This is a genomic window from Stenotrophomonas sp. PE591 (assembly GCF_018320795.1).
Lineage (GTDB): Bacteria > Pseudomonadota > Gammaproteobacteria > Xanthomonadales > Xanthomonadaceae > Stenotrophomonas > Stenotrophomonas maltophilia.
Genome location: NZ_JAAOKO010000001.1, coordinates 650,901 through 675,846, shown reverse-complemented (window position 1 = coordinate 675,846; position 24,946 = coordinate 650,901). Strand labels below are relative to the sequence as shown.

At 67.3% G+C, this 24,946-nt stretch carries 27 protein-coding genes; 15 read left to right on the top strand and 12 right to left on the bottom strand.

Annotated features, from left to right (window positions below):
- Nucleotides 1-15 precede the first annotated feature (15 nt).
- The 3 genes from JLDANKMP_RS03350 to JLDANKMP_RS03340 are packed head-to-tail and all read right to left on the bottom strand — an operon-like array spanning nt 16 to nt 3,450.
- Complete coding sequence (locus tag JLDANKMP_RS03350) at nt 16-1,140, bottom strand: Gfo/Idh/MocA family oxidoreductase (RefSeq protein ID WP_212560527.1); 1,125 nt, start codon at nt 1,138-1,140, stop codon at nt 16-18.
- 12 nt (nt 1,141-1,152) lie between these two features.
- Entirely contained in the window at nt 1,153-2,370 is a 1,218-nt protein-coding gene (locus tag JLDANKMP_RS03345; protein ID WP_212560526.1) for a nucleoside permease, read from the bottom strand.
- 27 nt (nt 2,371-2,397) lie between these two features.
- Nucleotides 2,398-3,450 carry a sugar phosphate isomerase/epimerase family protein gene (locus JLDANKMP_RS03340; protein ID WP_212560525.1) on the bottom strand — a complete coding sequence of 351 codons (1,053 nt, stop codon included), beginning with the start codon at nt 3,448-3,450 and terminating at the stop codon, nt 2,398-2,400.
- A 95-nt stretch (nt 3,451-3,545) separates the two neighbouring features.
- Between JLDANKMP_RS03340 and JLDANKMP_RS03335 the strand changes: the two genes are divergently transcribed.
- The 4 genes from JLDANKMP_RS03335 to JLDANKMP_RS03320 all read left to right on the top strand — a co-directional run bounded on the left by JLDANKMP_RS03335 (nt 3,546) and on the right by JLDANKMP_RS03320 (nt 8,791).
- Nucleotides 3,546-4,553, top strand: a complete 1,008-nt coding sequence (locus JLDANKMP_RS03335; protein ID WP_212560524.1) for a LacI family DNA-binding transcriptional regulator — start codon at nt 3,546-3,548, stop codon at nt 4,551-4,553.
- Nucleotides 4,554-4,700: 147 nt separating this feature from the next.
- Nucleotides 4,701-5,753, top strand: coding sequence for a sensor domain-containing diguanylate cyclase (locus JLDANKMP_RS03330; RefSeq protein ID WP_212560523.1), 1,053 nt, complete (start codon nt 4,701-4,703; stop codon nt 5,751-5,753).
- 107 nt (nt 5,754-5,860) lie between these two features.
- Entirely contained in the window at nt 5,861-6,886 is a 1,026-nt protein-coding gene (locus JLDANKMP_RS03325) for an AI-2E family transporter (RefSeq protein WP_049448666.1), read from the top strand.
- Nucleotides 6,887-7,048: 162 nt separating this feature from the next.
- Complete coding sequence (locus JLDANKMP_RS03320) at nt 7,049-8,791, top strand: GGDEF domain-containing protein (RefSeq protein ID WP_212560522.1); 1,743 nt, start codon at nt 7,049-7,051, stop codon at nt 8,789-8,791.
- A 9-nt stretch (nt 8,792-8,800) separates the two neighbouring features.
- Here the strand turns inward: JLDANKMP_RS03320 and JLDANKMP_RS03315 are convergent, their stop codons facing one another.
- Entirely contained in the window at nt 8,801-9,307 is a 507-nt protein-coding gene (locus JLDANKMP_RS03315; protein WP_024956981.1) for a PaaI family thioesterase, read from the bottom strand.
- 35 nt (nt 9,308-9,342) lie between these two features.
- Nucleotides 9,343-9,777 carry a hypothetical protein gene (locus JLDANKMP_RS03310; protein WP_005408488.1) on the bottom strand — a complete coding sequence of 145 codons (435 nt, stop codon included), beginning with the start codon at nt 9,775-9,777 and terminating at the stop codon, nt 9,343-9,345.
- Between the two features lie 284 nt (nt 9,778-10,061).
- Between JLDANKMP_RS03310 and JLDANKMP_RS03305 the strand changes: the two genes are divergently transcribed.
- Complete coding sequence (locus JLDANKMP_RS03305) at nt 10,062-10,493, top strand: pyridoxamine 5'-phosphate oxidase family protein (RefSeq protein ID WP_005412573.1); 432 nt, start codon at nt 10,062-10,064, stop codon at nt 10,491-10,493.
- 37 nt (nt 10,494-10,530) lie between these two features.
- Here the strand turns inward: JLDANKMP_RS03305 and JLDANKMP_RS03300 are convergent, their stop codons facing one another.
- Nucleotides 10,531-11,925, bottom strand: coding sequence for a DUF2867 domain-containing protein (locus tag JLDANKMP_RS03300; protein WP_212560521.1), 1,395 nt, complete (start codon nt 11,923-11,925; stop codon nt 10,531-10,533).
- Nucleotides 11,926-11,949: 24 nt separating this feature from the next.
- On the bottom strand, nt 11,950-12,261 hold the full coding sequence (locus JLDANKMP_RS03295; RefSeq protein WP_005408491.1) for a metalloregulator ArsR/SmtB family transcription factor: 312 nt from the start codon (nt 12,259-12,261) through the stop codon (nt 11,950-11,952).
- Nucleotides 12,262-12,390: 129 nt separating this feature from the next.
- On the opposite strand from JLDANKMP_RS03295, the gene JLDANKMP_RS03290 reads away from it, so the two are divergent.
- The 5 genes from JLDANKMP_RS03290 (at nt 12,391) to JLDANKMP_RS03270 (ending at nt 16,701) form a co-directional block, all read left to right on the top strand.
- The gene (locus tag JLDANKMP_RS03290; RefSeq protein WP_111150155.1) at nt 12,391-12,972 is read left to right on the top strand and encodes a hypothetical protein; all 582 of its coding nucleotides are present in this window, start codon (nt 12,391-12,393) and stop codon (nt 12,970-12,972) included.
- Nucleotides 12,973-13,156: 184 nt separating this feature from the next.
- Nucleotides 13,157-13,624: a DUF2975 domain-containing protein gene (locus JLDANKMP_RS03285; RefSeq protein ID WP_212560658.1), complete on the top strand. Its 468-nt coding sequence runs from the start codon at nt 13,157-13,159 to the stop codon at nt 13,622-13,624.
- On the top strand, nt 13,624-13,848 hold the full coding sequence (locus JLDANKMP_RS03280; RefSeq protein ID WP_005408494.1) for a helix-turn-helix transcriptional regulator: 225 nt from the start codon (nt 13,624-13,626) through the stop codon (nt 13,846-13,848). The genes JLDANKMP_RS03285 and JLDANKMP_RS03280 overlap by 1 nt, the downstream gene beginning before the upstream one ends.
- Before the next feature lie 43 nt (nt 13,849-13,891).
- Nucleotides 13,892-15,430: a TerC family protein gene (locus JLDANKMP_RS03275; protein ID WP_024956986.1), complete on the top strand. Its 1,539-nt coding sequence runs from the start codon at nt 13,892-13,894 to the stop codon at nt 15,428-15,430.
- Nucleotides 15,431-15,564: 134 nt separating this feature from the next.
- Nucleotides 15,565-16,701, top strand: a complete 1,137-nt coding sequence (locus tag JLDANKMP_RS03270) for a metallophosphoesterase (RefSeq protein WP_212560520.1) — start codon at nt 15,565-15,567, stop codon at nt 16,699-16,701.
- A gap of 55 nt (nt 16,702-16,756) precedes the next feature.
- On the opposite strand, the gene JLDANKMP_RS03265 is transcribed toward JLDANKMP_RS03270, so the two are convergent.
- The 5 genes from JLDANKMP_RS03265 to JLDANKMP_RS03245 form a co-directional block, all read right to left on the bottom strand.
- Nucleotides 16,757-17,395: a ferric reductase-like transmembrane domain-containing protein gene (locus JLDANKMP_RS03265; RefSeq protein ID WP_212560519.1), complete on the bottom strand. Its 639-nt coding sequence runs from the start codon at nt 17,393-17,395 to the stop codon at nt 16,757-16,759.
- 115 nt (nt 17,396-17,510) lie between these two features.
- Entirely contained in the window at nt 17,511-18,245 is a 735-nt protein-coding gene (locus JLDANKMP_RS03260; protein ID WP_212560518.1) for a putative DNA-binding domain-containing protein, read from the bottom strand.
- A complete protein-coding gene (locus tag JLDANKMP_RS03255) occupies nt 18,238-19,083 on the bottom strand; it encodes a DUF692 domain-containing protein (protein ID WP_212560517.1) in 846 nt (281 codons plus the stop codon). The genes JLDANKMP_RS03260 and JLDANKMP_RS03255 overlap by 8 nt, the downstream gene beginning before the upstream one ends.
- Nucleotides 19,084-19,139: 56 nt before the next feature.
- Entirely contained in the window at nt 19,140-19,616 is a 477-nt protein-coding gene (locus JLDANKMP_RS03250) for an EF-hand domain-containing protein (protein WP_212560516.1), read from the bottom strand.
- Between the two features lie 95 nt (nt 19,617-19,711).
- On the bottom strand, nt 19,712-20,356 hold the full coding sequence (locus JLDANKMP_RS03245; protein WP_212560515.1) for a DoxX family protein: 645 nt from the start codon (nt 20,354-20,356) through the stop codon (nt 19,712-19,714).
- A gap of 342 nt (nt 20,357-20,698) precedes the next feature.
- Between JLDANKMP_RS03245 and JLDANKMP_RS03240 the strand changes: the two genes are divergently transcribed.
- The 5 genes from JLDANKMP_RS03240 (at nt 20,699) to JLDANKMP_RS03220 (ending at nt 24,887) form a co-directional block, all read left to right on the top strand.
- Entirely contained in the window at nt 20,699-21,493 is a 795-nt protein-coding gene (locus tag JLDANKMP_RS03240) for an alpha/beta hydrolase (protein WP_044569642.1), read from the top strand.
- 3 nt (nt 21,494-21,496) lie between these two features.
- The gene (locus tag JLDANKMP_RS03235; protein ID WP_049460064.1) at nt 21,497-22,042 is read left to right on the top strand and encodes a redoxin domain-containing protein; all 546 of its coding nucleotides are present in this window, start codon (nt 21,497-21,499) and stop codon (nt 22,040-22,042) included.
- Nucleotides 22,043-22,099: 57 nt separating this feature from the next.
- Entirely contained in the window at nt 22,100-22,840 is a 741-nt protein-coding gene (locus tag JLDANKMP_RS03230; RefSeq protein WP_212560514.1) for a response regulator, read from the top strand.
- Complete coding sequence (locus JLDANKMP_RS03225; protein WP_212560513.1) at nt 22,837-24,150, top strand: HAMP domain-containing sensor histidine kinase; 1,314 nt, start codon at nt 22,837-22,839, stop codon at nt 24,148-24,150. Before JLDANKMP_RS03230 ends, JLDANKMP_RS03225 begins: the two co-directional genes overlap by 4 nt.
- Before the next feature lie 125 nt (nt 24,151-24,275).
- Nucleotides 24,276-24,887 carry a hypothetical protein gene (locus JLDANKMP_RS03220; RefSeq protein WP_212560512.1) on the top strand — a complete coding sequence of 204 codons (612 nt, stop codon included), beginning with the start codon at nt 24,276-24,278 and terminating at the stop codon, nt 24,885-24,887.
- Nucleotides 24,888-24,946: the final 59 nt, after the last annotated feature.

Genomic DNA, 24,946 nt, shown 5'->3' with positions numbered 1-24,946 from the left:
AGATCCTCCCGGAATTCAACCGATGGTGGTCCAGGCACGTGACCTGGCTGATGCAATGACGCGATCGACGATCCGTGCCGAGCGCAGGCCGTCTTCGAAGGTAGGCAGGCCCTGCGGCCGCTCGCCTTCAATGGCGCGATAGGTGTCGGCCACAAACGCCTCGAAACACTGGGCGTAGCCCTGTGCATGCCCGGCCGGCAGCACGGAAAGGCGGCGTTGTTCGGCGCTGCCGGCACCGGGGCCGCGCATGAAGGTTTCCTCGCGCTGATCGGGCAGGCCGATCCAGAGTCGTTCGGCATCCTCCTGGTTGAAGACCACGCTGGCCTTGGCGCCATCGATCTCGAACCAGAGGCGGTTGTGGCGTCCGGCCGAGACCTGGCTGACCGTCAATGACGCCAGCGTGCCGGCGCCGGTCCTGAACATCGCTGCGGCCACGTCTTCGCTGGTGACAGCCTGCATCGCGCTGGCGGCCGTTGGCGTGCTGAAGCTCTGCCCGCTGACGGCGCCACGCTCGGCGATTACCGTGGAGAACGCCGCGTTCACTTCGGCGAAGCCCTCGCCACTGACCCATTCGACCAGGTCGCACCAGTGCGAACCGATGTCGGCGAACACGCGCGACGTGCCTCCCAGCGCGGGGTCCACGCGCCAGTTGTTGCTGGCCGGATCCAGCAGCCAGTCCTGCAGGTAGCTGCCGTGGATCAGGTGCAACGGCCCCAGATCGCCCTGGGCGATGCGTGCGCGCGCCTCTCGGACCACTGGGTGGTAGCGGTAGACGAAGGGCACCGTGGCAACCAATCCGGTCGATGCGGCCAGCGCCGCCAGCGCCTGTGCATCGTCCAGCGTCGTCGCCAGCGGTTTCTCGCAGATCACGTGCTTGCCGGCTTCCAGCGCAGCCTGTGCCATGGCGCGGTGCAGATGGTTGGGCGTGCACACGTGCACCACCTGTACCTGCGGATCGGCGATCACCTCCTCGATATCCCGGTAGGCGCGCGGGACATTCCAGGACTGCGCGGTCTCATGCGCGCGCTGCGGTGACGAGGCGGCTACGCCGCGCACCTCGGCACCGGCCAGCAGTGCGGCACGACGATGCACTGCACCGATCATGCCAGCGCCGACGATGGCGATTCCAAGCTTGGGCATCGACGGGGATCCTCAGGGTGTGGAGGGCGCGGCCGTGACCGTCGGCCGGTCGCGGAACAGCAGCAGGAAGGCGATCAACACCACCAGTGCAACGCCGGCCGGGAACAGCCAGATCTGCTGCCAGTCGGGGCCGGCCTCGGTGGTGAAGTGCTCCACCACCGCGCCGGACAGGAAGGTGCCGATCAGCATTCCGACGCCGTAGGTAGCCAGGGTGATGAAGCCCTGCGCGCTGCTGCGCGCGGCGGGGCCGGCATGCGCATCGGTGTAGATCTGGCCGGTGACGAAGAAGAAGTCGTAGCAGATGCCGTGCAGCACGATGCCGATCACCAGCAGCGAGAAGCCGCTGCCCGCATCGCCGAAGGCGAACATGGCGTAGCGCACCACCCAGGCGGCCATGCCGACCGCCAGCATGGTCTTCACCCCCAGCCGCACGAACAGGAACGGCATGGCCAGCATCAGCAGCACTTCGGAGACCTGGCCCAGCGACTGCAGGCCTGCTGCGCCGCGCACGCCCAGGTCGTTGAGATACGGATTGGTGAAGTTGTAGTAGAACGACAGCGGGATGCAGATGGCGATGGACGCCAGGAAAAACACCAGGTAGGCGCGCGACTTCAGCAGTCGCAACGAATCCAGCCCCAGGATCTGCCCCAGTCCGGCATCGCGCTGCTGCGCCAGCGGTGGCGTGTGCGGCAGGGTGAATGCATACAGGCCCAGCACCAGCGATGCCAGCGCGGCCATGCGGAAGGTGAGTTCAAGCCGATGGGCCTGTTCCCAGCCCAGCCAGCCGATCAGCACGCCTGCGACGATCCAGCCGATGCTACCGGCCACGCGTACCAGCGGGAACTGTTTCTCGGGCGACTGCATGTGCCGCATCGCCACGCTGTTGGCCAGTGCCAATGTCGGCATGAACAGCAGCATGTAGCCCATCACGCAGGCGGAGAACATGCTGAAGCTGGTGGCGGTGGACGCCAGCCACATCAGCACCGCCCCGGCCAGGTGCAGCACCGCGAGGATGCGCTGCGCCGCGAAGTAGCGGTCGGCGATCAGCCCGACCAGGAACGGCGCCACGATGGCGCCGATGGACTGGCTGAGGAAGGCGGTGGCCACCTGGCTGGCGCTGGCCTGCAGCGGGCCCTGCACCAGGTAGGTTCCGAGGGTGACGAACCACGCCCCCCAGATGAAGAACTGCAGAAACATCATCGCGCCCAGGCGCGACATGGCGTGCGTCATGGCTTGCCCTCCCGGGGCGGTCTTGGCTCAAATTCCCAGCATGCGGTGCAGTGATGCGGCGTCCGTGCCACTGTCGGCAAAGTCGTCGAAGTCGCGTTCGGTCACGCGGATGATGTGGTCGCGGATGAAGGCGGCACCCTCGCGTGCGCCGTCCTCGGGGTGCTTCAGGCAGCATTCCCATTCCAGTACCGCCCAGCCGGGGAAGTCGTATTGGGCGAACTTCGAGAAGATCGCCTTGAAGTCGATCTGGCCATCACCGAGCGAACGGAAGCGGCCCGGACGCTCGATCCAGTCCTGGTAGCCGCCATACACGCCGCTGCTTGCGCTGGGGCGATACTCCGCGTCCTTGACGTGGAAGATGCCGATGCGCGCGTGGTAGCGGTCGATGAAACCCAGGTAGTCCATCTGCTGCAGCAGCAGGTGGCTGGGGTCGTACAGGATCTTGGCGCGGGGGTGATGATCCACCACATCGAGGAAGCGTTCGAAGGTCGCGCCATCGTGCAGGTCCTCGCCCGGGTGGATCTCGAAGCAGAGATCCACGCCGCAGGCATCGAAGGCATCGAGGATCGGGCGCCAGCGGCGGCCGAGTTCGGCGAAGGCTTCTTCCACCAGTCCCGGTGGGCGCTGCGGCCAGGGATAGAAATAGGGCCAGGCCAATGCGCCGGAGAACGTGGCATGCGCGGTCAGCCCCAGCCGCTGGCTGGCTTTGGCGGCCAACAGAAGCTGCTCCACCGCCCAGGCCTGGCGGGCCGTGGGATCGCCACGTTTGTCCGCGGGTGCGAATCCGTCGAACAGGCTGTCGTAGGCCGGATGGACCGCGACCAGCTGCCCCTGCAGATGGGTGGACAGCTCGGTGATCTGCACGCCATGACCGGCCAGCATGCCGGCGAGGTCGTCGCAGTACGCCTGGCTGCGCGCGGCCTCGGCCAGATCGAACAGGTGGGGCGCGGAGGTGGGGACTTGTACGCCAGAATAGCCCAGACCCGCGGCCCATCCGGCCAGCGTGTCCAGCCGATCAAAAGGAGCCGTGTCGCCGATGAACTGCGCCAGGAACAGCGCTGGACCCTTGAGCGTCTTCAACGTGATTCGCCCTCGATGCAATCGATTGCATTATCCTAGCAGGGGCTTACGCAGGACCTGTTGTGCAGTGCACAGCGGGCGGGAGAACTAACGCCATGGCCACCATCTACGACATCGCAAAGCACGTCGGCGTCTCCGCCGGCACCGTGTCGCGTGCACTGTCGCGGCCGGACAAAGTGCTGCCGGCCACGCGCACGCGCATCGAGCAGGCCGCCGCGGCGTTGGGCTACGTGCCCAACACGGTCGCCCGCACGCTCAAGACCCAGCGCAGCGGCAAGATCCTGGTCACGGTGCCGGATATCGCCAACCCGTTCTTCGCGCAGATCCTGCAGGGCGCGGAAGACGCCGCGCAGGCTGTCGGCTATGCGGTGCTGCTGGGCGATACGCAGGACCAACCCGACCGCGAGGAGCGCTACGCGCAGATGCTCCGGCGCAACGAGGCCGACGGCATGATCGTGCTTGGCCATCGCCTGCCACCGACGGCGTGCGAGATTGTCCAGCAGAGGGGGGCTGCCGCGCCGGTGGTCAACGGCTGCGAGTTCGATCCCGCGCTGGGCCTGCCCAGTGTGCACATCGACAATACCGCCGCCGCACGCGCCGTCATGGAGCACTTGTACGCACTGGGCCATGAACGGATCGCCGTGGTCGGTGGGCCGCCGGACAATCCCCTGCACCAGCAGCGCCTGGAAGGGGTGCGGGCGGCCGGCAAGGCGCGCGGCCGCCTGCGCCAGCTGAGCATCGTGCCCGGGGATTTTTCAGTGGAATCCGGCCATGCAGCTGCCATGGCGCTGCTGGACGGCACGTCCGCACCAACGGCGATCTTCTGCTTCAGCGACCAGATGGCGCTGGGCACCCTGGCGGCCTGCCGGGAGCTGGGCATCCGCGTGCCGGAAGACCTGTCCATCGTCGGCTTTGATGATCTGGCGTCTTCCCGCTACCTCACGCCGCCATTGACGACCATCCGGCAGCCGATGCGGGAAATCGGCGCGCGCGCGGTCAACCTGCTGCTCGCCATCATCGAACAGGTGGATGTTCCGCTTCAACAGACGCTGGATTTCAGCCTGATGGTGCGGGGATCGACGGCTGCGCCCCGACGCAGGTGACCACGGGGTGGGGCCGCGGGAGGGTGGCAGCCGGCCCGCGCGATATCGTGCAACCTTGATCCCGAATTGACGCAAAGCTGTCAGACTCATCGCAGGCAGCCCGGCAAGGGCCGTAGCAGCAGGTGCGATCGCGCAAGGGGGGCGGCAATGCCATTCTTCACCGATTCGGCGGAAGGCGCGGTCGAAGGCATTGGCGCGGCACGTCGCATCGGCTGGATGCGTTTCGTCGGCAATGGACTGGGAGCGATCCCCATCGCCTCGATCATGCTTGAACGCCAGGATGGCGGGCTGGCGTGGGTCCTGCTGCTGCTCAACGCGCTGGCGTGGCCGGCACTGGCATTGCTGCTGACCCAGCGCTCCCGCCAGCCGGCGGTCGTCCAGTTCCGCTGCATGGTGGCCGACTCCTTCTTCGGCGGTGGCTGGATCGCCTTCATGGCGTTGAGCGCGGTGCCCAGCGCACTGTTCGCCGCGCTGCTGGTGGCCGACAAGATCGCCGCCGGTGGCGTGCGCCTGGCGATGCGCGCCACGCTGGCCCTGCTGCTGGGCTTCGCACTCACCTGGTGGCTGCTCGGCTTCCCTTACCAGCCGGTCACCTCGCAGCGCACGATCGTGCTGAGTGTCCCGTTCCTGTTCGTGTATGGCATCGGCCTCAGCATTCTCAGCTGGCAGCTGGCGCGCCGGGTCAAATCGCAGAACCGTCAGCTGCAGCGGCTCAGCCGGATGGACCCGCTGGTCGAGCTGGCCAACCGTGGCTTCCTGATCCTGCGTGCGCAGCAGGCGCTGGACAAGGCACAAGGGCAGGGCAGCTTTGCCTGCCTGCTGATGCTCGATGTGGATGATTTCAAGCGCATCAATGACTCGCATGGCCACCGCGCCGGTGATGAGGTGCTGCGGCATATTGCGGCGACATTGCGCACCTTTGCCCGGCCCGGTGATACGCCCGCGCGGCTGGGGGGCGATGAGTTCGTGGTGCTGCTGCGCGACTGCGCGCCCATCGATGCGATGCATGTGGCCGAGCGGGTGCGCCTGCACCTGCTGGAGGCCGCGCGGCAGGCCACGCCGGGCGTGGAGTTCAGCGTGAGTATCGGCATTGCCGCGACGCCGCGTGGCGGTAGTGTCGAGGACTGGTTGGCACTGGCCGACCGCGCGCTCTACCACGCCAAGCGGCAGGGCAAGAACACAGCCAGCTACGGCGAGTGAGTGCGGCACGGCTGCCGCCGAACGAGGCCGAAACGCCCGTTCATCCTGCACGCGGAATCGGCACGCCAATCCTCTACCATGGGCCACCCCGCCCGGACGCGCCGCCCATGCAAGACGCCCTCGTTGCCCAGCCCAAGCCCCCCGTTGCGAGGATCGCGGCCTGGCTGATGATGCTGTTGGGCATGTGGCTGGCGCTGAAGCTCGGCCTGGTGGTGACGCTTCTGTCGGGCCTGCTGGTGTTCCAGCTGACCCATGTGCTGGCGTCCACCGTGGAAGGCAAGCTGCCGCCGGGACGGGCGCGGGCGATCGCGGTGATCGTGCTGTCGGCGATCATCATCAGCGCGCTGGTGCTGGCCGGCATCGGCGTGGCCTCGTTCTTCCGCAACGAGACCGGTGGGCCGGACGCGCTGCTGGCACGGCTGATGGATATCCTCAATTCGTCGCGCCACCAGGTTCCAGCGCTGCTGCAGCCGTATATCCCCGAGGACATGCCGGCGCTGCGTGCGGCGCTGAATGACTGGGCCGCCGAGCACCAGCGCCAGCTGGGCGTGGCCGGTACCTCGGTGGTTCAGGTGGGTGTACGCGTACTGATCGGCATGGTGCTGGGCGCGATGATTGCGCTGTACGACGAACTGCCGCTGCCGACGATGGGGCCGCTGGCGCAGGAGCTGATCGGGCGCACCAGCCGCCTGGCCACCGCGTTCCGCCAGGTGGTGTTCGCGCAGGTGAAGATCTCCCTGCTCAACACTATTTTCACCGCCATCTTCCTGCTGGGCGTGCTGCCGTTGTTCGGCGTGCACCTGCCCCTTTCCAAGACGCTGGTGCTGATCACCTTCATCGCCGGCCTGCTGCCGGTGGTGGGCAACATCATCTCCAACACCATCATCAGCATCGTCGCGTTGTCGGTCTCGTTCTATGTGGCTGTGGCCGCGCTGTTGTACCTGATCGTGATCCACAAGCTGGAGTACTTCCTCAATGCGCGCATCGTCGGTGGCGAGATCCAGGCGCGTGCCTGGGAGCTGCTGCTGGCCATGCTGGTGATGGAGGCGGCCTTCGGCCTGCCGGGCCTGGTCGCCGCGCCGGTGTTCTATGCCTACGTGAAGCGCGAACTGGTCGACCAGCGCTGGATCTGACGCGGCTGGGCATGACGTATTTGTCCCGGTTCGAATGTTCGCGCGGCCTTGTCGGTGCGTTCGCGGTCGGCAGGGTATACCCACCGCCACGGTTGGCCCGCGAGTGGCTTGGCGCCTGTGTAGCCGGCCGTTACAGTGTTCGGCACTACAGGGGAAATGTGCATGGCCCGCAAGGCGTCGCCCATCGGATTGCGGACCTGGGTCTGGATCCTGGCTGGGCTGTTCGTAGTCTGTACGCTGCCGCTGATGGCCATCGCACTGGTGCAGGGCACGCTGCGCTTCACGGCCGCCGAGGACAACCTGGCCAGCCTGCGCCAGCTGCGGCAGACCTTCGACCTGGCCAACCTGGTGTCGGCCGAACGCGGCCCCGGCAACAGCCTGCTGGGGGCCGACCCGGCCGATGCGGCCGAGCAGGCACGGCTGGCCGCGCAGCTGGCGGCCGCGCGCAAGCGGGTCGACGCTGCCCTGCTGCAGCTGGACACCGTGTTCAAGGCTGATCCGGGAGTGGTCGACGAGCAAGGGCTGCTGGCCGACGCGCAACGTCGCCTGCAATCGGCGCGGGCTGCGGTCGACCGGGTCGTGGCGCAACCCCATGACGCACGCCGCGTGGAGGAGGTGGAGCGTGCGATCAGTGGCATGTTCGCCGTGGTCGATCGCCTGCACCTGCTGACCTCGGCACAGATCAACGTGCTGGTCAGCGCCGACCGTGAAGCAGCGATTCCGGCGATGCAGGGCCAGGTGCTGATCGATCTTCGCGAGCATGGTGGCCGCCTGGCCTCGAATGTGATGGCGCCGGTGGCGGTGCCAGGGGCATGGCGGGAGGAACAGGTACGCGCTGCACTGCAGACCGAGGGTCGCCTGTTGGAGCTGTGGCGGTTGGCGGGCAGCCACGAGTCGGTGTTCCGCAGTGACCCGGAATTGTCATGGCACTGGGACATGGCGCGTCGGCAGTTCTTCGGCGAATCGCTGCCGATGATCGAGCAGTTGATCGAAGATGGCCGCCGAGGCCTGCCGCCGCCATGGACCGCCGCCGAATTCACCACGCGCTACGTGCCGACCCTGCAGTCGCTTGAGGCGCTGCGTGATGGCTACCTGAGCGTGTCCATCGCCCGCTTTGAACGCACCCGCAATCGCGAGGCCATGCGCCTGGCCGTGCTGGTGGCGACCGCGCTGGGCACACTGGTGGTGCTGGGCGTGGCATTGCGCATTGCCCATCGGCAGATCCTGCAGCCGTTGCTGCAGGCGCAGGCGCAGGTGATCCAGCTTGCGTCGGATGCACCCGGTCCGGAGCAGCATGTCACCCACCCGCTGGCCGAGATGCAGCGCTTGTTCGACGCCATCGAAGTACTGCGTGGGAAATCGCGCGAGCGCTCGGCACTGACCAGCGAGCTGCGCCAGCTCGCTGGCACCGACGAGCTGACCGGATTGTTGAACCGGCGCGCGCTGGATGAGGTGGTGCAGCAGAGACACGCGGGGGGCGATGCAAGCGCCGTGGTGATCCTGCTGGACGTGGATCGCTTCAAGGCGATCAACGATGGCCATGGTCATGATGCCGGCGACGAAGTGCTGGTGCGGGTGGCGCAGTTGTTGCGGCATCAGCTGCGCCGCAGCGACAGCATCGCCCGTTATGGCGGCGAGGAATTCCTGGTGCTGCTGGCCGACGGTGATCTGGCCGGTGGCCGCCAGCTGGCCGAGTCATTGCGATTGGCCCTGCAGCAGATGGACATCGCGCTGGCCGGCGGCACCGTGCTGCGGGTGACCGCCAGTTTCGGCGTGGCCGAGGGCGGCACCGACGCGCTGGGCTGGCGCACCCTGCTGCGTGCCGCCGATGCGGCCATGTACCGGGCCAAGGCGCAGGGGCGTGATCGGGTACGGGTGGCGGGTGGCGGTCGCATCACGCGCTGATGGCACGCCTCAGCCGATGCGTGCATGCACCCGCCGCAGCGTCCGCGCGATCATCCGGCGCGCGATCGGACGTGGTACCGATAAGCCACGCCAGCGCAGCGCACCCACCCGGAAGGTGGCGGTGGCGGTGGCCAGTACGTTGCCTGCCGGGTCAGTCAGCCAGCCACGCGTGAAGGCGATGCTCCCCTTGCTGTGCTCGACTTCGCCCCAACCGATGATGCGCCCGGGTCGTGCCGGACTGACGAAACTGGTCTTGGATTCCACCGTGACCGCGATGCGGTTGGCGGGCAGTGTGGCGTAGATCGCCGGCCCCATGCAGTCATCCAGCATCGCCGACAGGAAGCCTCCCTGCACGTTGCCCATCGGGTTGGTCAGCATCGGCCCGGCGTCGAACTCGACATGGATGCGGCGCAGTGCGTCGTCGTAGTCGACGAATCGCCAGCCGAGCAGGGTGCCCGCCTGGGAGGGCGGCAGATCACCGTTGACCACGCTGTAGAAGATCGATTCGGGATTCATGGGAGCCTCGATGGAGGGGGAGGAGGGAGCACGCATCAGGACAGTGCCAACAGGGACAGCACGAATCCGATGACCGACAGCAGCACCACCGCGGCGCCGGCGGGCACCGGTGTACGCGCACCGGTGCGTCGCCGCACGCCGGAAGCGACCAGTACCGGCGGCACGGTGGCGACCAGGCAGAACAACTGGAAGGCCAGCAGTTGCGGCAGCGCGAAGTGTCCGCCGAAGAAGATCAGCCAGGCCAGCATCACGCCGGCGCCGGCCAGTGCGATCCAACCGGCGCCGACCACGCGGATGAGTGCCATCAGCAGCAACTGCATGCGCGGTTCGACCTCCTTCCATGGCAGGCCCACGGCCTGGCCGTGGTAGGGCATGAAGTCGGAGCGTTTCAGGTAGGCCGCAGCAAACAGCGAGACAATGAAGAACGCCAACAGGTAGCAGCCGAACGCGAGCCAGGCGAACAGGTCCATGTGGGGGCCATGCGGTTGCGGAGGGGAGCCCCGGTGATGCCGGCGGCCATGCCGGATGCATCGCGAGGTTGCGCGATTCTCGGGCAATGCCCTGTTAGAGGCGTGTCGCGGCGTGGAGGACCGTTCCTCCATCCGCTTTTAACGCGGGTGTGGTGGTGAGGAATGCGTCACACACGTGCCATGCGCCCTATCGCGTTTTCTGTGAAGAGGTCGCAACTGCCCATCCACGCTTCGGTCACCGCCCTGCGCAGACGCTGGGATTCCATCCGACGAGGGACGACGACATGACCCAGCTCACCCTGCCTGAACTGTCCAGGAAAATGGCCGGCATCGATTTCACGATGCTGCAGACCCACGCCGGCGGAGAGATTGCCGGTCGTCCGATGAGCAACAACGGCGACGTGGACTATGACGGTGACAGCTGGTTCTTCACCACCGAAGACACCGACATGGTGCGCGAGATTGAAGCTGACCCCGCCGTCGCGTTGGGTTTTTCCGGCAGCAAGTCGCTGCTGGGCAAGCCACCGTTGTTCGTCCACGTGCAGGGCAGGGCAGCGCTGGTGCGCGACCGGGCCACGATGAGCCAGCACTGGGTGAAGGACCTGGAGCGATGGTTCGAACAGGGCGTGGATACACCGGGACTGGTGTTGATTCACGTGCGCGCCAGCCGCATCCACTACTGGGATGGCGAGGACGAGGGCGAAATCGTGATCTGAGCGGAACCGTGCAGCGCCCGGCCATCGTGTTCCAGGGTCAGCAGTGCGCAGGGTGTGCTGCCGGATCCCCAACATTGGCCAGCTCCGGTGCCAAGGCGTGTTCCACCGCACGCCGCAACAGTGCCGGCGCGACATAGTGCCGGTGCCCGGCGTCGATCAGTGCCATGTACATGCTGCCGAACGCATTGAGGGTCTGCACGCGAGAGCCCAGGCTGATCTCGACATGTCCATCGCTACGCCGCTGCACACGCACGCTGCTGCGGAAACGCAGGTGCCGATCGTCGGCGCCGAGCAGGACTTCGGCGTCGTTGTCCTGCGTATCGATGTGCGAATCCAGCACCGGAAATCGACCAGCGAACAACCGGCTGCGATCGGTGGACAGCAGTGACGACACCGGGCATCCCAGCGGCGACGTGCGCAACCGCAACGGCGCCACCAGTCGGTTTCGCAGCGCCATCAGATGGCCTACGCCGCTGGGCGGATTGCGCAGGAAGCCGTCCAGTACATCGGCCAGCAGTGCCGACGCGGAACGGTGGACCACCTGCGAGGGGTCCAGGCACAGGGTGGTCAGGTCCTGGTAGTGGCTGTGCGGCAGCGCTGTGGGCAGCATGCCATCGGTGGCGGCGGGCCGCGAACGGATGGGATAGGCCGGTGTGGCACGTTCGACGAACCCGCGCAGCGGCCGCATGGGGATGCGGCGCAGCGGGCCGAGCAGGGCACGGGTACGCGCGCAGAGGTGTGCGCACAGGCTGGGAGGCGCCGCCTGCAGCGACAGTTGCAACAGCGGTGCCGCCGCAAGCGAAGTGCCCGAAGGCCAGTGCGATTCCGGAAGCACCTCGGTCAGGCTGGGGATATCGGCGGCATTGCGTTGCACCTGTGCACGCGCCTGCTCGCTCATCGCGCCGGCCAGTTCATTGCTGTGGCAGGACAACGCGAACAGCGCTGGATGTGCAGGATGGTTCGACGCGAACTGGTGCCAGGTGCCGCCGCCGAAGCGCACGGTAAACAGGCAGTCCGGTGGGATGCGGATGCGCCGAAGCGTGCGCGCGAAGGCACCGGGATCTGCCGCCAGCTGCGTGTCGGAGGCGGTGGCGAAACGCAGCTCGGCTCCCGCGCTGCCGGCGATGGCGGTGAACATGCGCGGGCCTGCATGGCGATGAAACGGGTGGCCATCGGCACCGACGGTGAAGCTGTACAGCGAGGAGGCATCCCCGTGCTGCAGGTGCATGCCACCCAGTCGCGCCGAAGGTTCATCCAACGCATCGATGAACGCCGGGTGGTGGCGCTGACGCTGGCCGGCGTCACTCACCAGCGCGTCACCGGCACCGATGCCGAGCTGCGCGATCAGGGTGACTTCGGTCGGACTGCCGCCGTCCTGTGCCGGAAGCTGCACTGCTGGAAACGAACGGCGATCGCGGGTCGAACCAGGCATCGTCATGCTCCTTGGCGGGGCGGATCAGCGGGCGGGGGCCTTGCGACGGGCGCGGGCTTCACGCTTGAGCGGGCCGCCTACCGGGCAGACTTCGGCCGCCCACGAGAACAACGTGTTGGCCAAACGGTCGGGTACCTGCCTGAAGTACACGAACTGGCCGCGTTTTTCGCGTTCGATCAGTCCGGCTTCCTCGAGGATGCGCAGGTGGCTGGACAACGCCGGCTTGCTGAAGTCGAAGCGCTCGGCCAGCTCGCCCGCGCTGAGTTCGCCGGCGCTGAGATAGGCCAGGATCTGCCGGCGGGCGGTGGAGGCAAGGGCTTCGAAGATGCGGTCCATGGCGAGCTAATTAACTAATTCGTTAACTGATACTCCTCCCGCCGGTGGCGGCTGTCAAGCCATGACCCATTGCGCGGCGCGCCCGGGCTTTGCCATCCTCCCTGCTGTTCTCCGTAGCGTGGAATCCCGATGCGTCCTGCGTTCTGGCTGGCTTTGGCCCTGCTGCCCACCCTGGCGGCGGCGCAACCCGCGCGCACGCCCAAGGCCAAGGCTCCGGCGCAGGATCCCTTCAGCGAGTTGTTCGATACCGCCTGCATGCAGCACATCGGGGCCCCGGCGCGGTTGCAGTCGCTGATGGAATCCAATGGGCTGTCGCCGCTGCAGCCCGCCGAAGCCGCCACGCTGTTGCAGGGGCAATCGGGTGTGGCCTGGATGGTGCCCCTGGCCAGTGGCCGTTATGCGGTGAGCTGGGCTGACGATGGCACGTGCACGGTCTACGCCGAGAAGGCCGACGCGGCGGTCGTGCAGAAGGGATTCGCCCGGTTGGTGCAGGCCGCGCCGATGCCGTTGCAGGTGCGCTCGCTGCCGGGACGTGGGCCGCTCTCGGCCGATCAGGTGGCCATCCAGTACGGCTGGGCCACCCCGGGGCAGGGCAAGCTGCAGGTGCGCTTCCGCCTGGTCACGCGGCAGGCCGCCGATGCCGGCGTGCAGGCGATGGCCTCTGCGACGCCGGGTGAAGCGATGCTGGAGCGGGACGCGCCCGGGCCCTGACAGGAGCCACGCCTGCGGTTCAGCCTTTCACGGGGCGTGTGATATATCGTTTATCGATAAATCCATCCCGGGGCGGCGCGTCCACCCCAACACCGGAGGCCGCTTGACCGCTCGTCCCGCCCGCGCCAGACCCGCGCGAGGCCTGTTTGCCCTGGCCCAGGCCGCCGTACAGGCCGTCCGGGCGATGTGCTGGCTGGGCATCCTGGCCGCACTGCTGGCGGTGCCGCTGGTCGCCCACAACCGTCGCTGGCTGCTCGACAGCGTGCATGACGCCGAGGCCGCTGCCGCGCACGGCAATGATCTGTTCCTGCACTTCTGCCTGGGCCTGGGCGCGATCATCGCGCTGCTGGTGCTGTGCCTGCTGTTCCTGCGCCATCTGCTGAGGCTGCTGAAGTCGGCGGCGCGCGAGCGGCCGTTCACCCACGCCAATGCACGGCGGCTGCAGCGCATGGCCTGGCTGATGCTGGCAATGGAACTGCTGTCGATCCTGATCGGTGCCTATTCGGCCTGGATGGGCCCGGATTTCACCTGGATGGAGGTCGGCGGTGGCATGTCGATCACTGGCCTGGTGGCCGTGCTGATGCTGTTCGTGCTGGCGCGCGTGTTCGCCGTGGGCGCAGCGATGCGCGACGACCTCGACGGTGTCATCTGATGGCGATCGTCATCACCCTGGACCGCATGCTGCAGGAACGCGGCATGACCTTGTCCGAGCTGGCCGGGCGCATCGACATCACCCTGGCCAATCTGTCGATCCTGAAGACCGGCAAGGCGCGCGCCATCCGCTTTTCCACCCTTGATGCGATCTGCCGCGAGCTGCAGTGCACGCCCGGCGACCTGCTCGGGCACGACCCGGCGCAGGCACAGGACGCTGACTGAGCGGTCGCTCTTTTCCCTTACCTACTGACGAAACGGACCTGAAATGGAATGGTTGGCTGACCCCTCGATCTGGATGGGCCTTGCAACCCTGGTCGTGCTGGAGATCGTTCTCGGCATCGACAACCTGGTGTTCATCGCGATCCTTGCCGACAAGTTACCGCCGCACCAGCGTGACCGCGCGCGGGTAATCGGCCTGGCGCTGGCCTTGCTGATGCGGCTGGTGCTGCTGGCGGCGTTGGCGTGGATCATGAAACTGACCGAGCCGCTGCTGACGCTGTTCGACCACAGCTTCTCCGGGCGTGACCTGATCCTGTTGGGCGGTGGCCTGTTCCTGCTGTTCAAGGGCACCATGGAGCTGCACGAACGGCTGGAAGGCCGCGAACACCACGAGGATGGCAAGAAGGTCTACGCCAGCTTCGCAATGGTGGTGGCACAGATCGTGGTGCTCGACGCGGTGTTCTCGCTGGACTCGGTGATCACCGCGGTGGGCATGGTCGACAACCTGGGCGTGATGTATGCCGCCGTGACCATCGCGATGGCGCTGATGCTGTTGGCCAGCAAGCCCCTGACGCGCTTCGTCAACAAGCATCCCACGGTGGTGGTGCTGTGCCTGGGCTTCCTGCTGATGATCGGTTTCAGCCTGGTGGCCGAGGGCCTGGGCTACAAGATTCCGAAGGGTTACCTGTACGCGGCGATTGCCTTCTCGATCCTGGTCGAGGCGTTCAACCAGTGGGTGCGTTTCAACCGTGAGCGCAACGAACGCCGCCAGCCGTTCCGCCAGCGCACCGCCGACGCCGTGCTGCGCATGCTGGGCGCGCGCCCGGCCAATGGCCACGACGACGAAAGCGCGGACGAACACGTCGATGCCGAAGAGCGCCTGCAGCCGGCGGAGCACGAGATGATCCGCAGCGTGCTGGGGCTGGCCGATCGCCCGGTGTCGAGCGTGATGACGGTGCGTGCCGACGTGCAGTGGATCGACCTGGCCCGTGGGCAGGAGGATGTGGTGGCACGCCTGGTGGCGTCGCCGCACACCCGCCTGCTGGTGGGTGATGGCGACCTGGACAGCCTGCGCGGCGTGGTGCAGAGCCGCGACCTGCTGGCCGACCTGTTGCAGGGCAGGCCGCTGCAGCTGGAAGGCAACCTGCGCGAGCCGCAGTACGTGCTGTCCAGTGCCAGCGCGCTGCAGGCGCTGGAACTGATCCGCCAGCACCCGGTGCCGTTGGCGGTGGCGGTGGACGAGTACGGCAGCGTGGAAGGCCTGGTGACCGCCAATGACCTGCTGGCGGCCATTGCCGGTGACCTGGTCGATACCCAGGACGAGCGCTATGGCGTAGTCGCGCAGGGCGAGGACCAGTGGGAGGCCGATGGTGCGCTGACTCTGGACGACCTGCAGCGGCTGGCCGGCGTATCGCTGCCGCGCAGTGCCGACTACATGACCATCTCCGGCCTGGTGCTGGAGCGTCTGGGGCGCCTGCCGGACATCGGTGACGCGGTGGAGATTGCGGATGTTCGCATCACCGTACTGGCGATGGAGAAGCGTCGCATCGCCCGCCTGCGGGTGGAGCGCCTGGGGCATCCGTAGCGTCGAGCCATGCGCGATCGGGGTTCTGTAGCGTCGAGCCATGCTCGACGGCTTCCTGAGCAGCCGGGCATGGGCCCGGCTCTACACAACACGACCCGCAGCCGTCACCATGGCGGGCCCGATTTCTGTCATGGATGGTTGCAGTGCTGAGTACGATCGGTTTGTTGATGGGCCTGTATGTGGCCTGGCGCCTGTTCTGGCCACTGCGCATGCCCATCTGGATGAAGGTCGTGCTGTCGTTGCTGCTGGTGGGCGTGGCCGTGCAGCTGCGCATCGTCGCCACCTTCTGGGGCACGATGGCCTCGCCAGAGATCCCGAAGCTGGCCATCGCCGTTCTGGCCACCGGCTCCACGGCGGTACTGCTGCTCGCCTTGATGATGCTGGTACTGGATGCCGGCCTGCTGCTTTCGCGCCTGCTGCGTTGGCCGCGCATCGTATCGGTCCTGCGCGCCTCGAAGCTGCGGCCGTTGGCCGGCCTGCTGGCGCTGCTTGTGAGTGGCTATGGCATCAGCCAGGGCATGGCCGTGCCCCAGCCTCGGCAGATCGACGTGGCGATCAAGGATCTGCCTGCTGCATTCGACGGCTATCGCGTGCTGCAGCTGACCGACATCCATGCCAGCCGCCTGCTGACCGGCGACTGGGTGCGCAGGGTTGTGGACGAGAGCAACGCACTGACACCGGACCTGATCGTGATCACTGGCGATCTGATCGACGGCAGTGTCGAGGCCCGCCGTGACGACGCGCGCCCGCTCGCGGACCTGCGGGCGCCGGACGGCGTCGTCGCCATCACCGGCAACCACGAGTACTACGCGCAGTACCAGGCGTGGATGCAGGCGTTCCGCGCGCTGCACATGCAGGTGCTGGAGAACAGCCACCTGCAGGTGCGGCGCGGCGATGCTGCGCTGACCATCGCCGGCGTCACCGATCCGGTGGCGGCACGCTATGGCCTGCCGCTGCCGGATCTGGAGACCGCGCTGGCCGGTGCCGATCCGTCTGCACCGGTGATCCTGCTCGATCACCGCCCGCGCAATGCGCGCGAGGCGGCCGCGCGCGGCGTGAAGATGCAATTGTCCGGGCATACCCACGGCGGGCAGATCTTTGGTATGGACCAGCTGGTGAAACGAGCCAACGGCGGCTATGTCTCCGGCCGCTACGACGTGGACGGGATGACACTGTACGTGAGCAACGGTGCCGGTCTATGGGCAGGTTTCCCGGCGCGCATCGGTGTGCCGTCGGAGATCACCCTGATCACGCTGCGCCGCGCGCCTTGACCTGAAGTGGGGTCAGATCCCATTCCCGCAGGTAAAGGCATCTGGCGCCAGCCCCTCAGGCCGCCCGCAGCGGGGGCCGCACATGCACACTTCGGCGCAGCGCCTGCGCCCGCTTGGCGATCCAGCGCACCACGAAGGCGGTGAACAGCAGCGCCGACGGCACCGCATACCAGAAGTTGCCCGGAACGCGCTTGAAGTACGAGTAGGTAAACACCGCCGCAATGATCCACATACCGGTGACGTGCAGGCGACGCCAGGCGGTGGGTCCCATGCGCCGGGCGAGCCCCCGGTGCGAGGTGATGGCCATCGCCAGGATGGCAATGTAGCCCACCGTGCCCGGGAGGTTGGCCAGCGCGGATCGTGCTGGCCAGAACGCCGGGTTGAGGACGCCGAAACTGGTGATCGCGACTGCATGCAACAGGTGCGAGAACGCGAAGGACAGGCCGATGATGCGCCGTTCGCGCAGCAGGAAGCGGGTGAACGGGCCGGGCAGAAGGCTGGCGAACGACGATGCCGTGAACGCTGCCAGGAACAGCAGGAACGATGTGCGCGCAGTGACCCGGATCGCGGCTCGGCTGCCTTCGGCTGCATCGGGATACAGGGCGAAGGCCGCCAGCGCGAAGGCGATCAGGACCACGGCGATGGCCACGAACAGGCGCCAGCCGTGCAGGAAGGGAGTATTGGATGCAGCCATGGTGAGACCTCGAAGTAGGGGGCGGGTCGTGCCGGCCGCCGGCCGGCCAAGGAACGGGTAGTGCCGGCCGCTGGCCGGCCAAGGAACGGGTAGTGCCGGCCGCTGGCCGGCAACCTCAGAAATCAGGCAATGCAACCAGCACGCCCGCCGCGCACAGCTCGCCCAGAACAGGCACGCAGGCCATGCGCAATGCGTCCGCTGCCACGCCATGTGTTTCGGACAGCAGCTGCAGTGCTTCATCCACCGACGCGCTGTCGTCACCGAACACCGACAGCAGCGCGTAGGCCAGCGGTGACAGTTCCTCGGTCTGCAGGCTGAAATCGGCGAGGCGCCGGATCACCAGCAGCGTGGGAGCCGTGCTCAACACCGGCTCCAGCGCCCCGTCCTCATGTACTGGCCACTGGTAGCCAAGCACCCGCACCAACGGCGAAACCGCCAGCACATCATTGCCTGCGGGAGCGCGCTGCAGCGGCCGCCCGCCGTCACGCGCTTCAATGTGCAGCGACTGCTGCGTGCTCTCGTAGTGCGCCAGTTCCGCTGCCCAGCCCGGCAGCGCCAGCGTGTCCTGCACCGCCAGCCAGGCCGCGAACTCGCCCGCGATCTGCGGGAACAACGGCGTGCGGCAGGCGTGCCTCGCGTAGTAGTGCTCGACGGTGTTGCGCCAGCAGGCATCGCCCAGCTGCGACTTCAGCCGCGGCAGGCTGCCCGCCAGCAGGCTGTCCAGACTGTCAATGCACAGGCGGCAGTAGACCGCCATCCGCCGCGCCTCGATGCCATCGGGTGCGGTCTTTGCAGGGTCGCGCACATGATCGGCCCAGCGCCGTTGCAGGGTCGCCAGCGACTCAGCCATGGGTCACCTCGGGCCAACGTGCCTCGGCCTGCGCCTGGCGGATCTGCCCGACCTCGGCCAGCAATTCGGCAAGCGGGGGGAAGTTGAAGTCGCGTTCGAGCAGCGTGGGGCGCACGCCCACCCGCTCATAGGCCTCGCGCAACAGTGCCCAGACCACGCCTTTCACCGGTGCACCATGGGTATCGATCTTGAAGCCATCGTCTTCATCGAAGTGGCCCGCGACGTGCAGCGAGGCGACGCGGTGGGCCGGCACGCGGGCCAGGAATTCGAAGGCGTCGTAGCCGTTGTTGCAGGCGTTGACGAAGACGTTGTTGACGTCCAGCAGCAGGTCGCAGTCGGCTTCGGCGAGCACGGCGTTGATGAAGTCGATCTCGCTCATGTCCGCGCCGGCAACGGCGTAGTAGGAGATGTTCTCCACGGCGATGCGTCGGCCCAGCATCTCCTGCACCTGGGCGATGCGACCGGCGACATGGTGAACGGCCTCGGCGGTGAACGGCAGCGGCAGCAGGTCGTAGACATGGCCGCCGGCGGCGCAGTAGCTCAGGTGTTCGCTGTACAGCTGCACCTGGTGCAGGTCGAGGAAGGCACGGGTCTGTGCCAGCAGGGTGCGGTCCAGCGGATCAGGACCGCCCAGCGACAGCGACAGGCCATGGCAGGTCAGGGGGTGGCGTTCGCTGAGTTGGCGCAGCGCAGCGCCGTGTGCACCGCCGACGCCGATCCAGTTGTCAGGGGAGACTTCGAGAAAGTCGATGGCTCCGGCCGGCATGGCCAGCAGTTCGTCGATCAGCCCACGGCGCAGGCCAAGACCGGCGGCATGGGTGGGCAGGGGCAGGGACATGGCGGATGCTCCAGAGAGAGGGCGCCGCCTTGAAGGCGGCGCCGGGTGAACGTCGATCAATCGGCAACGCGGGAGAACAGGCCCTTCGGCATCGGCTTGCCGTTGGCGGTGTAGACGCTGCGCAGGTAGTCGTGCGCTTCCTGCTCGCTGATGTAACCGTCGTGGTCGGTGTCGATGCGGTCGAACTCGGCGGCGCGCTTGGCGGCCACAGCGTTGAACTCGGCGCGCGAGACCTTGCCGTCGTGGTCACGGTCGGTGCGGGCAAACGAGGCGTCGCCGCACTTGCCTTCGCCACACTGGCCCTCGGCCACCTTGGCCTTGCTGGCGGGCGTGCCGGTGGTGGCCTTGTTGGCCCCGCACTTGCCTTCACCGCACTTGCCTTCGGCGGCGGCGCTCATGGCCGCCGCGCTGATCGCCAGCGGTTGGATCGCGGCGGCCTGGCCGGCCAGCAGCAGGCCACCGGCCAGGGCGACGCCGATGGCACCGATGCGCGGCAGGCGGGAGGAGGGGGTGTTCTTGGTCGAGACGGACATGGTGGTGACTCCTTGGGAAAGCACGCGGGGCGTGCGGGATGGACGCCGCCGAAGAGGCGACGGAAAGAAAAACGCTCGGGAACAGGGGAATCGGCTCAGGCCGCGCGGCGACGACGCAGCAGATAGCCCAGCAGCAGCACGCCGCCGAGCAGGGCACCGCCGAAGCCGATGCCGGGCAGCAGCGCGGCAACCGGCAGCAGCAGGGCGATCAGGCTGACGCCCCAGCCCAGGCCGTCATTGCCGACAGGGGCATGCTGTGAGCCGGCCAACAGCCGGTCCACGCTAAGCGCGCCACCACCGTTGAGGATCAGCGGCAGCAACATGGCCAGGAACAGCAGCGGCAGCTTGAAGTTGCCGTAGCCCTGGTCGGTGATCGCGTAGCCCTGCCAGAGTTCACCCAGGCCGTTCCATTGGTCGGGCCAGTGCACGGCGGCGATGGCAACGATGGTGAGGACCCAGAAGACGTAGGCCACCGAGCGCGTGGCCAGGCCGAGCAGCAGCATCACCGCGCCCACCAGTTCCAGCCAGGTCGCCAGCTGCCAGTTCAGCGACGCGGGCAGGGCGGAGAACGGGAACGGGAAGCGGCCTTCCAGGTCGGCGAACCAGTTCTGGCCGCCCAGCTTCTCGCGGCCGGATTCAAAGAACTCCCAGGCCAGCAGGGTGCGCAGCGCCAATGGCGAGAGCCAGCGGCCGACGGCGTCCAGGCGGGGGGTATACACGGAAGAGGCGGTGCTGATCATGGTGGTGTCCTGCGGGCCAGTGGTCGATGGAGGCCATTCCAGGCGGCGCAGGTATCGGCAACGTGTGCCGTTGCCCGGGGTTTTGTCAGCGACTGTGGTCGCGGCCGGGGTTTCGTACAGTCAGATACAAAGACGATGCGTTGACGCACATCGGGGCGTTGCGCGCCCGCGTGCGGGGAGCGATATCCACCCGGTAGCGCCCAGCCAGGACCGGCGCGCGAATGTATCCCACTGTAGAAACCCGCCTGCGCCCTACAGTCCGGTACAACTCCGCGCAGCGGAGAAACAGCGGTGATACACCGGCAGGCGGAAATGGCCATTCCCAACACCGGAGTGCCACCCATGATCCGTACCTCGTTGCTTGCCGCTGCTCTCGCCCTTGCCGGCGCAGCCGTCCCCGCCTTCGCTAGCCAGGTCGATACCGCTGCACCGCCCACCGTCATCCTGGTGCACGGCGCCTTCGCCGATGGCTCCAGCTGGAGCAAGGTCATCAGTACCCTGCATGACTGGAAGCTGCCGGCGGTGGCCGTACAGAATCCGCTCACCTCGTTGGCCGACGACGTCGCCGCCACCCGTCGTGCGATTGCCGCTGCGCCTGGCAAGGTGGTGCTGGTCGGCCACAGCTGGGGTGGCACGGTCATCACCGAAGCGGGCAATGACCCGAAGGTGCAGGCGCTGGTGTACGTGGCGGCGTTCGCACCGGATGCAGGGCAATCTTCGGCGCAACAGGGCGAAGGTTTCCCGGTCGGTCCGGGTCTGGCCCGACTGCAGGAAAGGGACGGCTACCTGACCTTGCCGGCTGATGCCATCGCCCAGGACTTCGCGCCGGACGTGATGAAAAAATCGGCCGCACTGCTGTACAGCACGCAGGTCCCGTTGAAGGCCAGCGCTCTGGGCGAGGTGGTGAACGTTGCGGCGTGGCGCAGCAAGCCGAGCTGGTACGTGCTCAGCCGCGATGACCGCATGCTGTCGCCGCAGCTGCAGGCCGCGACCGCACGTCGCATTGGCGCGCAGCTGCAATCGATCGGCAGCAGCCATGTGTCGCTGCTTTCGCATCCGGCGCAGGTGGCCGACAGCATCCTGGAAGCGGCGGGGGTGAAGCCGGCGGAACTGCCGCTGGCCGAGCAGGGGGGCTGAGCGATGGCCGCACTGCGAGGGTACGCATTGCCGCTGTTGCTGGCCCTGCTGGGCGGAGCGGCGTTGTTGCTGGCATGGCCCGGCGCGGATGCCGGCGCGCAACCGCTCGATGCAGAACCGATGGCCGGGTTCGACGGTGGCGGGCCCTGGCACAACAGCCCACCGCTCACACTGAAGCAGTTGCGGGGGCAGGTGGTGCTGGTCGAGTTCTGGACCTACACCTGCCGCAACTGCCTCAACGTTGCGCCGCATGTCCACCAGTGGCATGCACGCTACGCGTCGCAAGGCCTGAGGGTGATCGGCGTGCATACGCCGGAGTTCGCCTATGAAGGGTTGCCCGGCAACGTGCGCAAGGCCATCGCACGGTTGGACATCACCTGGCCGGTGGTGCAGGACAACCAGTACCGGATCTGGAACGCCTGGCGCAACCGCTTCTGGCCCGCGCTGTACCTGCTCGACCGTCAGGGGCGGGTGGTCTACCGCCATTACGGCGAGGGCGACTACGCACGTACCGAAAGCGAGATCCAGCGCCTGCTGGCCAACCCCTGAGCCGCGCTACCATGGCCGCGCAGCGCGGCCCTGACCTCCGTCTTCATCGAGAACGCAATGAACCACGTACCGCATATCCTGGTCGTCGACGATGACAGCGAGATCCGCCAGATGCTGGCCGATTACCTGCAGCGCAACGGCCTGCGCGTGAGCCAGGCCGACGGTGGCCGGGCCATGCGCGCGCTGATGGATACCCATGCCGTGGATCTGGTGGTGCTGGACGTGATGATGCCGGGCGAGGACGGCCTGAGCCTGTGCCGCAACCTGCGCGCCGGCAAGCATCGCGCGGTGCCGGTGGTGCTGCTGACCGCCCGCGACGACGAGACCGACCGCATCATCGGCCTGGAACTGGGCGCTGATGACTATGTGACCAAGCCCTTCTCTTCGCGCGAACTGCTGGCACGCATCAATGCGGTGATCCGCCGCACGCAGATGCTGCCGCCGAATCTGCAGGTGAGCGAAGCAGGTCGCCAGCTGGCCTTCGGCGAGTGGCGCCTGGACACCACCGCACGCCATCTGCTGGATGCGCAGGACACCGCGCATCCGCTCAGTGGCGCCGAGTTTCGCCTGTTGCGCGTGTTCCTCGATCACGCCAATCGGGTGCTCAGCCGTGACCAGCTGCTCAGCCTCACCCAGGGCCGCGATGCCGAACTGTTCGACCGCTCGATCGATCTGCTGGTCAGCCGCGTGCGGCAGCGCCTGGGTGACGACGCACGCGAGCCGACCTACATCAAGACCGTGCGCAGCGAAGGCTATGTGTTCAGCGAGCCGGTGCAGTTGCTGGGGCCGGACGAATGAACACCGGCGCACGCCGTCCACGCTGGCCGCGCACGCTGTCGGCGCGGCTGCTGCTGGTGCTGCTGGGTGGATTGGCGCTGGCCCACGCACTGTCTTTCGGTTTGCTGTTCTTCGAACGCTACCAGTCCACGCGCAGCATGATGCTGCGCAACCTGGACGAAGACGTGGCCGTGAGTGTCGCGCTGCTGGAACACCTGCCCGCAGGCCAGCGCGCAGCCTGGGTGCCGCGGCTGGAGCGGCGCACCTACCGTTACCTGTTGCGCCCGGTCGCCGCAGGCCCCGGGCTGCAGACCGATCGTGCACGCCAGGTCACGGCGATCATCGACGACAGCCTGCAGCACCGCTATCCGTTGCAGGCACGCCAGGTGGCTCGCCTGCCGGAGCGGTTCGAGGTGGAACTGCGCCTGCACGACGGCACCCCCTTGACCATCGAAGTCACCCCGTCGGGCCTGCCGCTGGCGCGCTGGCTGCCCGCCGTGTTGCTGGTGCAGCTGGCGCTGCTGCTGGTGTGCGCGTGGCTGGCGGTGCGCCTGGCCATGCGCCCGCTGCAGCAGCTGTCGCATGCGGTGGAGCATCTGCAGCCGGGCAAGGACGGGCCCGAACTGCCTGAAGATGGCCCGGCGGAAGTGGGCGGCGCGGCGGCCGCGCTCAACGCACTGCAGGCACGCATTCGCGGCCATGTCAGTGAGCGTCTGCAGATCCTGGCCGCGATCTCGCATGACCTGCAGACCCCCATCACGCGCATGAAGCTTCGGGTGGAGACCCTGCCTGAAGACAGCACTCAGCAGCGGTTGCTGGACGACCTCGACCACCTGGGTCAACTGGTGCGTGAGGGCGTGGCCTATGCGCGCAGCAGCCACGTCGCCAGTGGCGCACCGGTGTCGATGGACCTGGGCGCGTTCCTGGCCAGTGTGGTCGGCGATTACGAGGATATGGGCAAGCCGGTCAGTGGTGGTGCGCCGGCTGGACTGGTCGTGCAGACCTGGCCGCAGCCGCTGCGCCGGGTGGTCGGCAATCTGGTCGACAACGCGTTGCGTTACGCGGGTGCCGCCGAGGTCGAGGCGGGCCGTGATGACGCCGGCAGAGTGTGGATCAGCATTTCCGACCGTGGCCCTGGCATTCCCGAGGGCCAGCTGCAGGCAGTGCTGGCGCCGTTCCATCGGCTGGAAAGCTCGCGCAACCGCGATACCGGCGGCACTGGCCTGGGCCTGGCCATCGCGGTGCAGCTGGCACAGTCGCTGGGCGGCTCGCTGAGGTTGCACAACCGCGAGGGCGGCGGCCTGCGGGCGGAACTGCAGCTGCCGGGGTAACGGGCGGGGTCGGATCCCTTTGCGGGAGCGAAGGGCGCTGACCCCGATGTGGGATCTGCGACGTTCCTGCACGGCCTCGGGATCGGCGATCATCTGCAGGGAGTGTCGAAACCAGGAAACACGCAATGCAGGGAACGCAGCATTCAATCCGGCGCCCGCGCCACGTCGCGCTGCTGGTCGGTCTACTCGCGCTGGCGGCCTGCCAGCGCGCACCAGACGTACCGGCCGACGCGCCCGCAGTGGGCACACCGATTGCCGCACCGGCCAGCCACGACGTGGACAGTGAGGGAAGCATCAGCTATTCCGGCATGAACCTGCCCTACGACCACGACGGGTGCAGCTACCGCTACAGCTCGGTCGACTTCTGCGATGCGCGGCACCGCGGAGCCATCGAAGATGCCCTCCAGCATCAGAAACCCAATTTCAACAAGCACTACCTGCTGGTGCAGGTCGATGATCGACCCGAGTACTTCCAGCGCACGCTGGTGCTGGTCGACACCCGCACCGGACGCGCCACGCCATTGCCGATCGATGCCTTCACCGGCCCGGCGGGGAAGGGCGGAGAGGCCACCGGCTACGGGACACTGGAGACGAGCGTGGACCAGCAGCAGTTCTGCCTCAATGGTGCGCTGCTGGTCTACCGCGTGTTCGAGGAAGGCCGCTTCTGCTTCGGCTTTGACGGTGAGCGCTTCACCGGCCATGAAACCCAGTACATGCAGGCAGAGGACAGCCGATGACCGGTATTTCACCCCGGCCATGACATCCTGCCCCGAACCTGTGAAACCGGGATCGAGGC